A 12,542-nucleotide genomic window follows, 5' to 3' on the forward strand; every position below is an offset into this window, starting at 1 on the left:
GACTCCATGATTACTCCCACGTTCTAAGAGAGGACCGGGAGATGTGGAAGTCGGCACGACGCGGTGCTGCGCTCTGTGCTCCACTGCTTGGCGCGGCGCTGCTCGCCTCCGCGTGCGGGGGCGGTGAGCAGGCCGGCTCCGGCGCGCAGCCGCAGGAGAAGGTGACGCTGTCCTACGCGGTCTGGGACGCCACCCAGCAGAGCGCGATGCAGGAGCTGGCGGCGGAGTTCACCAAAACGCATCCGAACATCGCCATCGATGTCCAGCTCACGCCGTGGGCCGACTACTGGACGAAGCTCAAGGCCGCGGCGAGCGGCGGGGCGGCGCCCGACGTCTTCTGGATGAACGGCCCCAACTTCCAGCTCTACGCCTCCAACGGCGTGATCAAGCCGATCGAGGAGCAGGTCGACACGTCGGTCTATCCCAAGGCGCTGGTCGACCTCTACACCTACGACGGCAAGCTGTACGGCCTGCCGAAGGACATGGACACGGTCGGCGTCTGGTACAACAAGACGCTCTTCGACGCCGCCAAGGTGAAATACCCGGCCGACGGCTGGACCTGGGCGGACTTCAAGGAGGCGGCCGCCAAGCTCACCGACCCGGACAAGGGCGTCTACGCCATCGGGGCCGAGCTCACGAGTTTTCAGGAATACCAGTACAACACCATCTACCAGGCCGGCGGTTACGTGATCTCGCCGGACGGCAGGAAGTCGGGTTACGACGATCCCAAGACCATCGAGGGCCTGAAGTTCTGGACCGACCTGCTCGCCGCCAAGCAGTCGCCCGACCTGAAGACCATGACCGACACCGCCCCGCTCCAGCTCTTCGAGGCCGGCAAACTGGCCATGTACTGGGGCGGCTCCTGGGACGTGGCCGAGTTCACCAAGAACGACTACACCAAGGACAAGGTGGACGTCGCCCCGCTCCCGAAGGGTGAGAAGCAGGCCACGATCATCCACGGCGTCGCCAACGTGATGTCGGCCAAGACCGAGCACCCGGCGCAGGCGTGGGAGTTCGTCAAGTTCCTCGGCTCCAAGCCGGCCGCCGACATCCTCGGCAAGAAGGGTCCGATCCCGGCCTACAACGGAACCCAGAGCGCCTGGGTGAGTGCGCACCCCGAGCTGAAGCTGCAGGTCTTCCTCGACGCCGTCGCGTACGCGGTGCCCTACCCCGTCTCCAAGAACACCGCCGCCTGGCAGGAGGCGGAGCTCACCAACCTCACCAAGGCGTGGACCGGCGAGGTGCCGATCGAGAAGGCGGCCGCGGACCTGGCGGCCGGGATGAACGACCTGCTGGCCAAGGAGTGACGTGACCACCACCGCCGGATCGCGGGCCGTACGGGCGGCCCGCGTGGAGAAGGCGCGGCGGCCCCGCGCCGAGGCGCTGTGGGGGTACGCGTTCATCGCCCCCACCGGCCTCGGCCTGGCGATCTTCTACCTGTGGCCCGTCCTGCAGACCGCCTATTTCTCCTTCACCGAGTGGGGAGCGTTCGGCGGGCACACCTGGACGGGGCTCGACAACTACACCCGGCTCCTCGGCGACCCCGAGGTGGGGCGGGCGGTGCTCAACACGCTCACGTACACCGCCCTCGGCCTGATCGGGATCCCGCTCGCGATCGTGTTCGCGGCGCTGCTCAACCGGCCGGGGCTGCGGGGCGTGAGTGTGTACCGCACCGCGTTCTTCCTGCCCGTGGTCACCATGCCGGTCGCGGTCGCGATGCTCTGGCGCTGGCTCTACAACGGCGACTACGGCCTGGTCAACCAGGTGCTCGCGACGGTCGGCATCGACGGTCCCAACTGGATCGCCGATCCGGCCACGGCCATGTACGCGCTGGTCGTCGTGGGCATCTGGAGCAGCATCGGCTACAACCTGATCATCTTCCTGGCCGGCATGCAGGCCATCCCGAAGGAGCTGTACGAGGCGGCCTCCCTCGACGGGGCGGGGCGCGTCAGGCAGTTCTTCTCGATCACGCTGCCGATGCTGTCGCCGACCGCGTTCTTCGTCTCGATCGTCTCGGTGATCGGCTCGCTGCAGCTGTTCGACCTCGTCTTCGTGATGACCGGATCGGGCCAGTCGGCGCGGGCCAACCCGGCGTACGGGCGGCTCCAGACCGTGGTGCAGCTCTTCTACGAGCGGGCCTTCGTCACCAACGACCGCGGCTACGCGGCCGCCATCGTGATCGCGCTGCTCGTGCTCATCGCGGGGCTGACGATCCTGCAGTTCCGGCTCCAGCGGAGGTGGGTGCACTATGTCTGACCACCGCATGTCCAAGCACCCCATGTCTGAGCACCGCGTGTCCGAGCGCCGGGCCTTCGGCGTGCATGCTGTGCTCGTCGCGGCGTCGCTGGCGATGGTGGCCCCGTTCGTGTGGCAGGTCATCACCTCGCTCAAGACGCTCAGCGACGCCACCCGGGTGCCGCCGACGTTCCTGCCGGAGGGCCGCTGGGACAACTACGCCAAGGTCTTCGACCTGCTGCCGTTCGGCGAGCAGTTCGTCAACACGGTCGTCATGGCGGCCGGGCGGGTCGTCGGGCAGGTGCTGTTCTGCTCGATGGCCGCCTACGCCTTCGCCCGGCTGCGCTTCCCCGGCAGGAACGTGTTGTTCGGGCTGTTCCTGTCGGTCCTCATGGTGCCGCCGCAGCTCTTCGTGATTCCGCAGTATCAGATCATGTCCTCGCTCGGGTGGCTCAACAGCCTTCAGGCGATCATCGTGCCCGGCCTGTTCAGCGCGTTCGGGGTGTTCCTGCTGCGGCAGTTCTTCCTCGGGCTGCCGCGTGAACTGGAGGAGGCGGCCCGGCTCGACGGCGCCGGCCCGGTCCGGATCTACTGGTCGATCATGTTGCCGCTGGCCAGGCCGGGGCTGGTGGCGCTGTCCGTGCTCGTGCTCCTGTGGGCGTGGAACGACCTGTTCTGGCCGCTGGTGGTCAACACCGACCCGGAGAAGATGACGCTGTCGGCGGGGCTGGCCTCGTTGCAGGGCCAGTATCAGACCGATTACCCGGTCCTCATGGCCGGCTCCCTGATCGCCTCGCTTCCCGTGATCGCCGTCTTCGTGTTCCTGCAACGACAGTTCATCCAGGGGATCGCGCACACCGGCAGCAAGGGCTGACCTCCGGGCTCCGCGCGCTCTCCGCTCACACCGTTCACAGTGGGCCGGTGCCGACGATCCTCCCGTCCGCCGCGAGCAGCCGAACGGCGCCGCCCGGTCGAGCGCGCGGACGCCCAGCCCGAACGCGGCGAGCCGCAGGTGCAGGGCGGCGCCGTACGGCACGCTCATGACCGTGACGGCCGCCGGCGGCGATGGCCCACCGGCGCCGGTGCCCGGACACGAGGGGCCCGGCCCAGTCGGCGGGCGGACCTCCACAGGCGCCGCACATCCGGACACTCCCCTCCTGCGTCGAGACCGGGGCGATTACGCCCGGGGGCGGCGGGCCGTGAAGTCGTCCGCGATGGCGTCGAACGTGGACCACCGGACGCCCTCGTGCTTGTTGATGTGCTCGATGAGGCGCTCCAGCATGAGCAGGACCTGCGGGCGGCCCGAGACGTCCGGGTGGATCGTCATGGTGAAGACGGCGTACTCCGACTCGCGGTAGACCCAGTCGAACTGGTCGCGCCACATCTCCTCGATGTCGCGAGGATTGACGAAGCCGTGGCTGTTCGGGCTGGTCTTGATGAACATCATCGGAGGCAGGTCGTCGAGGTACCAGCTCGCCGGGATCTCGACGAGGTCGGTCTCCTGCCCGCGCACGAGCGGCTTCATCCACTCGCGGGCGTCCTTGTCATAGTCGATCTTCGACCAGGTGTCGCCGACGCGCACGTAGTACGGCTCGAAGTCGCGGTGCATGAGCGAGTGGTCGTACTTGATGCCGCGTTCGAGCAGCAGCTCGTTGGTGACCGGCGAGAACTCCCACCACGGCGCGACGTATCCCGTGGGGCGCCGGCCAGTGCGCGTCTCGATGAGGTCGATGCAGTAGTCGAGGACGGTGGACTCCTGCTCGCGGCTCATCGCGATCGGGTTCTCGTGGCTGTAGCCGTGCACGCCGATCTCGTGCCCGGCGGCCACGACCTGCTCGAACTGCTCGGGAAAGGTCTCGATGGAGTGACCCGGCCAGAACCAGGTCGACGGCAGGTCGTACTTCTTCAGCAGGGCGTTGAGCCGCGGCACGCCCACCTCGCCGGCGAACAGACCGCGCGAGATGTCGTCCGGGGAGTCCTCACCACCGTAGGAGCCGAGCCAGCCGCCGACCGCGTCGACGTCGATCCCGAACGCTACGAAGATTTCCTTGGCCACAGCGCATCCTCTTTTCTTGGTATCGATGGGTCGGACATGGGCGGCGAGGGTCTGCCGCGTGACGGGGACGCCCTCGGAGGGCAGCAGCGCCAGCAGCAACCTCGCCTGGTAGAGCGGCAGCCCGCCCATGCTCAGCGCCCCGGCGCGTACGAGGTCGACCCCGCCGCCGTTGCCGTACGTGGGCACGACCGGCCCCTCGGCCACTCAAGCGGATAGTCGTGGTCGGACAGCGCTGTGGATCAGTCGGCCCTGGGGTGTTACACCGTGTCATTTCATGCTGTTTCGTTTGCCATTCTCCCTGCCATTCCGGCGGATGACGACACCGCGTGCTGTGCCGGGGTCGGATGAGCAATCACCGAGCAACCAGGCTCACCGGTCAGGTTCAAGTGACCTTCACCGCGTGATTGTCCACGCCGATCGCTCCTATTGGCCGGGGTGACAGAAAAATCGCTCGCTCTTTCCGTACACGCTGCGGCAGCATGTCCACGGCGATGTCGGCGTTCGGGGAGGGCTGAGGGCTGATGGCTGTGCTCGGGGCGGTCGATGACGCTGAAAACGGCCCATCCGTACGAAAATCGGCGGTCCTGCTGGCGCTGCGCTACTACTGCGGTGAGCTGAGACGCCAGTGGCGGGTCGCGGTGCCCGCGCTGACGTTGCCGGCAATGGGGAACATCTGCCTGTTCTATCTGGCGCCACTGGCGGTGGCCGGGCTCGTGGGGCACCTGTCCGCCGGCGGGAAAGGCACCGTCGACGCGCTCCTGCCGTACGTGCTCGGCTTCGGCGCGTTGCTGCTGACGGGCGAGGCGCTGTGGCGCGTGGGGCTGCACTTCCTGAACCGCACCGACGCCCGGGGCATCGAGCGGCTCGGCGTGGTGGGCATGGACGAGTTGCTGGCCAAGGACACCGCGTTCTTCCATGACAACTTCGCCGGCTCGCTGACCAAGCGAGTGATCGGCTTCTCCTCCAGGTTCGAGGAATTCGCCGACACGCTCACATTCTCGATCATGGCCAAGGTGATGCCCCTGGCCTTCGCCTCGGTGGTGCTGTGGCGGTATCACCCGCTGCTGGTCCTCGTTCTCGTGGGCCTCATCATCGTCACCGCTGTTCTCGTCGCTCCGCTCATCCGCCGTCGCCAGGCCCTGGTCGACGAACGCGAGGCCGCCAGAGTGCTGGTGTCGGGCCACGTCGCCGACGTGCTGACCAACATGGAGACGGTCCGCGCGTTCGCCGCCGAGGATCGCGAAGCCACCGAATATCGGGTGAGGATCGCCGAGCAGCGCAGGTTGTCCCTTCGTTCCTGGGATTACGGCAACCTCCGGGTGGACACCGTCGTCGCCCCTCTGTCGGTGCTCACCAGCGCCGTGGGCCTGCTCCTCGCCGTGGCGCTCCGCGGTGGTCTCGGTGTGGAGGCCATCGTGGTGACGTTCACCTACTACACGAACACGATCAGCATCATGTTCGAGTTCAACCAGATTTACCGGCGCATCGAGAGCGTGCTCACCGAAGCGGCCCAGTTCACCGAGTTGCTCCTCGTGCCGCCGACCGTGGTGGATCCGGCCGATCCGCAGCCCCTGCGCCCGGCCGACGCGAGCGTCCGCTTCGAGCGGGTGAGGTTCGGGTACGCCGGCGGCCCGCCCCTCTTCGAAGACCTGGACCTCGACATCCCCAGCGGCGCCAAGATCGGGCTGGTCGGCCAGTCCGGCGGCGGCAAGAGCACGCTCACCCGGCTGTTGCTGCGTCTCATGGACGTGAACGGCGGCAGGATCCTGATCGGCGGCCAGGACATCGCCCGGCTGCGCCAAGCCGACCTGCGCAGCCTGATCGCCTACGTTCCCCAGGAACCCGCCATGTTCCACCGGTCGGTGCGCGACAACCTCGCGTTCGCCCGGCCGGGCGCCACCGACGCCGAGATCTTCGAGGCCGCGCGGGCGGCGCATGTCACGGAGTTCGTCGAGTCCCTGCCGGACGGATTCGACACCCTGGTCGGCGAGCGTGGCGTCAAGCTCTCCGGCGGCCAGCGCCAACGCATCGCGCTCGCGCGCGCCATCCTGCGCGACGCCCCCATCCTGCTGCTGGACGAGGCGACCAGTGCCCTGGACTCCGAAAGCGAGATCCTCGTCCAGGAAGCCTTGTGGCGCTTGATGCAGGACCGGACCGCGGTCGTGGTCGCGCACCGCCTGAGCACCGTCGTCCGCATGGATCGGCTTGTCGTGCTCAACCGGGGCCGCATTGTGGAGCAGGGCACCCACAGCGAACTGCTCCAGGCCGAAGGCCCCTACGCCCGGCTCTGGCACCACCAGTCCGGGGGCTTCCTCCTCGAGGACGGCACCCCGGACGCGCTCCACCGTTGACCGACGCCTGGGGTATGAAAAACAGGATCTATCGCGTATGTTGAAAAAATTCCGGTGACCTGAGTCGAGGGAAGTCGTGAAATGGAGAGGAACCGCACGTCTTCGGGTTCGGCTACAGGAGCGCGCGTAGCGTGGATGGTGTCCGGGGCCGTCTACAATCTGCTCTTGGGAATATTCGCATTTTTTCCGATCAGCTTCTCCGAGTACATCATCACTGGACCCCCGCCTACGAACAACCGCGATTCCTTTCCGGAGTTCGTGTTCATCACGGTCTTCTCCTGGCTTCTTCTGCTGGTCCTGGCGATTCTCCCGAACATGTTGGTGGCGAAGCGTTCCGCGATGTCCCTCAAAATGCACTGGCCGATCGCGATAATCTTGATATTGGTGATTCCGACGATATGGATGATACCGATCGTCCAGGTATCAAGCGCCCGATGGTGACTGTCCTCGCTCGGTGGTGCGGTCGGAGATGGTTCCGAGCTTGTCGGGGTTGCTGACCACGTAGATGTCGCGCACCTGCTCCCCGCCCGGGTCGAGGTCGAGCACCATCACCGCGAGGGGCGCGTCCTCCGCGAAGATCACCACGGAGGGGTCTCCGTTGACCTGGCGATACCGGACGTCCACGCCGCCACGCGCGTTGGCCACGACCACCCGGGCGACCTTGTCGCGGCCGCGGATCGGACGCGGCCCGCCCGCCGCCGACTTGCCCCCGCCGTCGGGCCACAGGACGACGTCGGGCGCGAGCATCTCCATCAGCGCGGGCAGGTCACCGCCGAACGCCGCCTCGACGAAGCGCTCGGTCACCTCCCGGTGCATGCGCCGGTCGACCCGGGCGCGCGGACGCCGCGCCTGTACGTGTTCGCGCGCCCGGTGGGCGATCTGCCGGATCGCGGTCGGGCTGCGGTCCAGCATGGTGGCGATCTCGGTGTGCTGGTAGGCGAACACCTCGTGCAGGACGAACACGGCCCGCTCCAGCGGGGTGAGCGTCTCCAGGATCACCAGCAGCGCGATCGACACCGACTCCGCGCGTACGGCGGGCCCGGCGGCGTCGGGACCGGTGATCAGCGGTTCCGGCAGCCATGGGCCCAGGTAGGTCTCCTTACGCCTGCGCAACGCGCTCTGGTGGGCGAGGGCCTGGTTGACCGCGACACGCACCAGGTACGCGCGGTGGTTGTCGATGCCGGCCACATCCCGTGCCGCCCACGCCAGCCAGGTCTCCTGAAGCACGTCCTCGGTGTCGCCGACCGTGCCGAGCATGTTGTAGACGATGGAGAACAACAACTCGCGGTGGTCGGCGAACACCTCGGAAGCGTCGGCCGGGGGGATTTCACGCATCATGGGACTCCTTGCCGGTACGGATACCGAATCAGCGCGTGGCGTGCAGCACCAGGGCGGGATCGAGCGCCAGCGTGGCGACCGCCAGACCGAGGAACACGATCGCCAGGTAGAACTGGGGCGAGAAGTCGCCGACGCGCAGGTGGGTGTACAGGGCGCAGACGAAGTAGAGGACGAGGCCCGCGGCGGCGGCCGTGCCGACGAGGGGCACGCCGAGCAGCCCGAGCGCGAGTCCAAGCGCGCCCAGGGCCTTCAGCGCGCCGATCGGCCAGACCAGCCACGACTCCGGCACGCCGGCTCGGGCGAGCGCGGGGCCGAGGGTACGCATGATCGGCGCGAACCGGGTCATGGCCGCGAATCCGGAGAAGGTGGTGAAGGCGATGGTCACCAGAGCGGTGACGACGTAGGCGGCCGGCATCGAAGGCTCATCCGTTCCGGAAGGCGGCGATGTGGTCGGCCACCCAGTCGCCGTACGTCCGTGCGGGGCGGCCGAGGACCTCGCCGACCTCATCCGTCACGGGATGCTGGTCGCGGCCGGCGTAGTGGTCGTACCTGGCCATCAGGGCGCGTACGAACGGTTCGGGCAGCCCGCTGCCGATCAGGTGTGCGGCGACGGCCCGCGGCGGGACTTCCTCGAAGCGCAGGGGCCTGCCGAGCGCGGCGGCGATCACGGCCACCATCTCCTCGTGTGACAGCGACTCCGGTCCGGTGAGTTCCAGCCGGCGGCCCGCCAGTTCCTCGGTGAGCAGTGCGCGGGCCGCGACCTCGGCCAGATCCCGCTCGTCGAGCACGGACTCCCGGAAGCCCGCGTGCACGTAGCGCACGACGTCTCCGGCGCGGATCTGGGCGCCCCACGCCTGCAGGGTGTTGCCGGCGAAGCTACTGGCGCGCAGGCTGGTCCAGGCCAGGCCGCTGGCGACGGCCGCTTCCTCGGCCTCCTTGTTCCGGTCCCCGCGCCGGCGGGACGGCTGGAGGTCGAACGGGTCGTCGATGTTCATCGCGGACAGGGCCACCACCTTGCGCACGCCCCGCTCGGCGGCCAGGGCGAGGAGCCGGTCGGCGGAGTCCCCGAAGGTGCGCGAGTGCAGGAAGACCGCCTCGACGCCCTTGAAATGGTCGGCGGTCGTGCCGGGCCGGGCCGGGTCGCCCTGGACGACCTCCACTCCGTATGGCAGGGCCGCATCGTGCGGAGAGCGGCTCACGGCGCGTACGTGGGCGCCTTCGGCGACGAGTTGCTGGACGACGAGACGCCCGATGGCGCCGGTCGCTCCGGTGATGAGGATCATGCGATTCGCTTTCGTCCGGTCAGCGCGGGTCAGGCCGGTGTCGCGGGCAGGAAGTGACGGGCGTGCTCGGCGGCCCATTGGGCGAACGTGCGCGGCGGACGGCCGGCGACCTGCTCCACGTGGTCGGTCAGCGTCGTGGCGTACTCGTTGGGCGTGCCGTACATCCGCAGCAGGCTCTCCACCAGGTCCGCCTCGTCGGCTCCCGCGGCCTCGGCGAACGCGCGGAAGAGGGACAGCGGCGGGCGCCGGCCCGGCCCGCTCCACTCGCGGCGCACTTGGTCAGGGGTGAGTTCCTCGAACCGCAGGTCGCGGCCGGTCACCTCGGCGATGATCGCGACCATGCGCCGCGCGGTCAGCACCTCGGGGCCGGTGAGGTGGTAGGACCTGCCGCCGTGACCGTCCTGCGTCAGCACGGCCGCCGCGACGGCGCCGATGTCGTACTCGTCGACCGGCGGGCTCTGGCGATCGCCGTACGGCTCACGCACCCGGCCTGTGGCCCGCAGCGACTCGCCCCAGTCGTTGAGGAAGTTGGCCATGAACTGCATCGGCCGCAGGAACGTCCACTCCAGGCCGCTCGCCCTGACGGCCGGCTCCAGCGTGCCCTCCTGCCAGCCGCCCAGGACCGTGGCCTTGCCGACCCCGGCGCGTTCCGCGAGAGCGACGATGTCGCGTCCGTTCGCGAGAGGCCGGTAGCCGACGCCGAAATTGATCAGGTGGACGGCGGTGACGCCGTCGAAGGCCGCCTCCAGGCCGGCGGCGTCGGTGAGGTCACCCGCCGCCACCTCGACGCCGTACGGCAGGACGGCGCGGCCGGGGTCGCGGGTCAGCGCCCGCACCTTCCGGCCGCGCTCGAGAAGATGGCGGACGACCTGCCGGCCGACGGTGCCGGTGGCTCCGGTGACGAGAATGGTCATGCCCGAGTGCTCCTTGTCGCCGTGGGTCACGCCGTCCCGCCCGCTGTACGTGTACGGGAACGGTCACGCCACCTAAGAGGACCGGCGGGAGCGAAGTGTGACGTCGCGGACGATCGCCGTAAGGATTCGAAGCCTTCTCGTCTCAGCAGGGCGGTGAAGCTGGGGGCAGCCCGACAGGCATGAAGATCAACCGCGAGATCGCTCGCGTCGGCGCTTGACCACTTTCAAACCATCCACAACGGCGAACACGAAGCAGACGATGATCACCAACGAGAGCACCCACGCCAGAACAGCCAAGGTCACACTTACCGCGCGCCAGCCGCCGGACCTCACGGGCTCGTCCACAAGGTTCAGGAGCACCAGACCCAGAAAACACCCCACGAGCGTCAGCAGATCAATTTTCAGCGCCCGCAGCGTCCGGCTTCTCGGTGACAAGCCGCACTCCTCCCTGCCTCATCGTCACGCGCCTCGATGCATCCGGAAAGGGCAGCGAGCCGGGCACGGAAGGCTTGATCCGGCAGTCGGCTAGGGCAGTTCGGGGCGCACCAGAGCTTTGGAAAAGGGTTCTCCGGTTCTCCGGGCGTACGTCATTCGTGCGCGCACCTCGCTGAGCGAGCGTGGGCGGTAACCAGGGCCCCCACAACAACTCTTGTGAAAGCGGACACCCGCGTGCAGCAGAACCGAGAGCGTCCGCCAGCCTGCGCTGTCCCGGCGACGCGGAGCGGCGAAGGCGGAGCCGACGTGGACAAGCGGCTGGGCGCATCGCGGACAGAGCCGATCGTCAAGGCCCAGGCCTGGATATGGCTGCTTGTACGAGGCTCGGCAAGGCAAGCAGACGAAGGAGGTCTTTCCATGGGCCATACCGCCAGAGTAGGCCGATCACTCAGCAAGGTCGACAGGATTTGAGTTTCCCCGCAAGAGCCTCCGGGGCTGTTTCTCAACCCGTCGACCTCCTTGTCAACGAGCAATGCCGGCTGCCGGTCCTGGCCGAGCACGTCGAAGTCGCGCTGCCCATACGTCGGCCCAGGCCGTGGTCCCGTAGGCCGGACCACTTTCGCCGGAGCCATGCAAGTCAGGCGGGTTTGTCCGCCGACGTGACCGGCGGGAGGGGCAGCGGGCGGTCGAGAAGGAACGTCATGAGCAGGTCGCGGTAGAGGTCAGGGCGGCCGTTGGCGATCGAATGCCCCGCGCCGCGCACGTAGACGAGGGTCGACTCGGGAAGCGTGCGCCGGTACTCGTAGGTGACCGCCCATTTCAGGTAGTCGCACTCGCCGCGCACGATGAGCGTGGGCACATGGACGGTCCGCAGCTTCGGACGCGGGTCCGGGACGGTGGTGGCGTCGGCGGACGTCATCTGATTGGTGTAGAAGCCGGGCGGGTTGTCGTGGACGGGGGCGGGCGGGCTTCCGGGGCATCCGGTGGCGTCCTTGGCCGTGATCAGCAATTCGCGGAAGTACGCGTCGGCCTCGGCGTCGGGCACGAGTGCGTGCGCGGCAGCCGGGTTGACCTGGAGCAGGAGCGCTTGGAGGAGGAACCGGGGATCGGAGGTCAGCTCGTCGGCGCGTTCGGCCTGGGCCGGGGGGAGACGGTCCCAGGGACTGCCCGGTCCGCCGGGGAAGGCCGGTTCCCAGATCGCGCCCGGTGAGGTGAGCACGGCTTTGGCGACGTGGCTGGGATAGGCGGCCATGTATGCCGCCGACAGGGTCCCGCCCCATGACCTGCCGACGAGGATGACCTTCTCGGCGTGTATCGCGCGGCGAATCGCCTCCAGATCGGCGACGTGCCGGGCGACGGTGTAACCGGTCACGTCGGCCAGCCGGGTGGACCGGCCGGCGCCGACCTGGTCATAGGCGTAAACGTCGAAACCGGCCGCGGCCAGCTCCCGCCCGGCCTCCGGGACGCCCTCTCCGGGGGTCCCGGGGCCGCCGTGCAGGAAGATCACGGGCGTCGGGCGCGGCTTACCGGACGCGGCGATCTTCACGTAGGCGATGCGGGATCCCGTGGACAGGTCCCAGTGGGAGACGCCGGTCGGGGCCGCGGCCGTGGGCGGCACGGGGAAGGGGCGCATCACCGTGAGGGCCGCGGGCCCGGCCGTCACGAGCACGACGCCGGCGACGTACGGCCACAGCGCCCGCGGGCCGCCGAGCCGCCTTGTCGCGGCCCGCCCGAACACCCAGGCGGTTCCCGCCGCCGCGACGACGCCGGCCGCGGAGAACACCATCACGGCCGGGACGGCGGCGGCCGTCCCGACGAAGGCCGCCGTCCCGGCCACGGCCGCCACGATCACCCCGGCGAGCGACAACGCGCCGCCGGACAACAGGTTGGATCTCATGCGAGCCACGCTAGGAAGCCGAACCCGCCTCGA

11 protein-coding genes are annotated in these 12,542 nt (G+C 68.6%); 4 read left to right on the forward strand and 7 right to left on the reverse strand.

Features of this window, described 5'->3' with window-relative positions; all coding sequences use genetic code 11:
- Positions 1-41 precede the first annotated feature (41 nt).
- From IL992_RS16810 to IL992_RS16820, 3 genes are read left to right on the forward strand one after another with little or no spacing between them, the layout of a single operon-like run.
- Complete coding sequence (locus tag IL992_RS16810) at positions 42-1,307, forward strand: ABC transporter substrate-binding protein (protein WP_193204284.1); 1,266 nt, start codon at positions 42-44, stop codon at positions 1,305-1,307.
- 1 nt (position 1,308) lies between these two features.
- Positions 1,309-2,256 carry a carbohydrate ABC transporter permease gene (locus tag IL992_RS16815; protein ID WP_319018603.1) on the forward strand — a complete coding sequence of 316 codons (948 nt, stop codon included), beginning with the start codon at positions 1,309-1,311 and terminating at the stop codon, positions 2,254-2,256.
- Between the two features lie 22 nt (positions 2,257-2,278).
- The gene (locus tag IL992_RS16820; RefSeq protein WP_193204285.1) at positions 2,279-3,109 is read left to right on the forward strand and encodes a carbohydrate ABC transporter permease; all 831 of its coding nucleotides are present in this window, start codon (positions 2,279-2,281) and stop codon (positions 3,107-3,109) included.
- Between the two features lie 303 nt (positions 3,110-3,412).
- On the opposite strand, the gene IL992_RS16825 is transcribed toward IL992_RS16820, so the two are convergent.
- Positions 3,413-4,495 carry a polysaccharide deacetylase family protein gene (locus IL992_RS16825; RefSeq protein ID WP_404804757.1) on the reverse strand — a complete coding sequence of 361 codons (1,083 nt, stop codon included), beginning with the start codon at positions 4,493-4,495 and terminating at the stop codon, positions 3,413-3,415.
- A 317-nt stretch (positions 4,496-4,812) separates the two neighbouring features.
- Between IL992_RS16825 and IL992_RS16830 the strand changes: the two genes are divergently transcribed.
- A complete protein-coding gene (locus tag IL992_RS16830; RefSeq protein ID WP_193204286.1) occupies positions 4,813-6,642 on the forward strand; it encodes an ABC transporter ATP-binding protein in 1,830 nt (609 codons plus the stop codon).
- Positions 6,643-7,065: 423 nt separating this feature from the next.
- Here the strand turns inward: IL992_RS16830 and sigJ are convergent, their stop codons facing one another.
- From sigJ to IL992_RS16860, 6 genes are all read right to left on the reverse strand, one after another.
- Positions 7,066-7,980 carry an RNA polymerase sigma factor SigJ gene (gene sigJ / locus IL992_RS16835; protein WP_226873149.1) on the reverse strand — a complete coding sequence of 305 codons (915 nt, stop codon included), beginning with the start codon at positions 7,978-7,980 and terminating at the stop codon, positions 7,066-7,068.
- Between the two features lie 28 nt (positions 7,981-8,008).
- Positions 8,009-8,395: a DoxX family protein gene (locus IL992_RS16840; protein WP_193204287.1), complete on the reverse strand. Its 387-nt coding sequence runs from the start codon at positions 8,393-8,395 to the stop codon at positions 8,009-8,011.
- A 7-nt stretch (positions 8,396-8,402) separates the two neighbouring features.
- Positions 8,403-9,263, reverse strand: coding sequence for an NAD(P)H-binding protein (locus IL992_RS16845; protein ID WP_193204288.1), 861 nt, complete (start codon positions 9,261-9,263; stop codon positions 8,403-8,405).
- 29 nt (positions 9,264-9,292) lie between these two features.
- Positions 9,293-10,177 carry an SDR family oxidoreductase gene (locus IL992_RS16850; RefSeq protein ID WP_193204289.1) on the reverse strand — a complete coding sequence of 295 codons (885 nt, stop codon included), beginning with the start codon at positions 10,175-10,177 and terminating at the stop codon, positions 9,293-9,295.
- Positions 10,178-10,363: 186 nt separating this feature from the next.
- Entirely contained in the window at positions 10,364-10,612 is a 249-nt protein-coding gene (locus IL992_RS16855) for a hypothetical protein (RefSeq protein WP_193204290.1), read from the reverse strand.
- A gap of 637 nt (positions 10,613-11,249) precedes the next feature.
- A complete protein-coding gene (locus tag IL992_RS16860) occupies positions 11,250-12,509 on the reverse strand; it encodes an alpha/beta fold hydrolase (protein WP_193204291.1) in 1,260 nt (419 codons plus the stop codon).
- Positions 12,510-12,542 lie beyond the last annotated feature (33 nt).

This window comes from Microbispora sitophila (genome assembly GCF_014892245.1).
In the GTDB taxonomy this organism is placed as follows: domain Bacteria; phylum Actinomycetota; class Actinomycetes; order Streptosporangiales; family Streptosporangiaceae; genus Microbispora; species Microbispora siamensis.

What these genes read in the sequence shown, in the direction of transcription:
- IL992_RS16850 (WP_193204289.1), bottom strand. Translation starts at nt 10,177, where the DNA reads ATGACCATTCTCGTCACCGGAGCCACCGGCACCGTCGGCCGGCAGGTC.
- IL992_RS16830 (WP_193204286.1), top strand. Translation starts at nt 4,813, where the DNA reads ATGGCTGTGCTCGGGGCGGTCGATGACGCTGAAAACGGCCCATCCGTA.
- IL992_RS16820 (WP_193204285.1), top strand. Translation starts at nt 2,279, where the DNA reads ATGTCTGAGCACCGCGTGTCCGAGCGCCGGGCCTTCGGCGTGCATGCT.
- IL992_RS16860 (WP_193204291.1), bottom strand. Translation starts at nt 12,509, where the DNA reads ATGAGATCCAACCTGTTGTCCGGCGGCGCGTTGTCGCTCGCCGGGGTG.
- IL992_RS16810 (WP_193204284.1), top strand. Translation starts at nt 42, where the DNA reads ATGTGGAAGTCGGCACGACGCGGTGCTGCGCTCTGTGCTCCACTGCTT.
- IL992_RS16840 (WP_193204287.1), bottom strand. Translation starts at nt 8,395, where the DNA reads ATGCCGGCCGCCTACGTCGTCACCGCTCTGGTGACCATCGCCTTCACC.
- sigJ (WP_226873149.1), bottom strand. Translation starts at nt 7,980, where the DNA reads ATGATGCGTGAAATCCCCCCGGCCGACGCTTCCGAGGTGTTCGCCGAC.
- IL992_RS16845 (WP_193204288.1), bottom strand. Translation starts at nt 9,263, where the DNA reads ATGATCCTCATCACCGGAGCGACCGGCGCCATCGGGCGTCTCGTCGTC.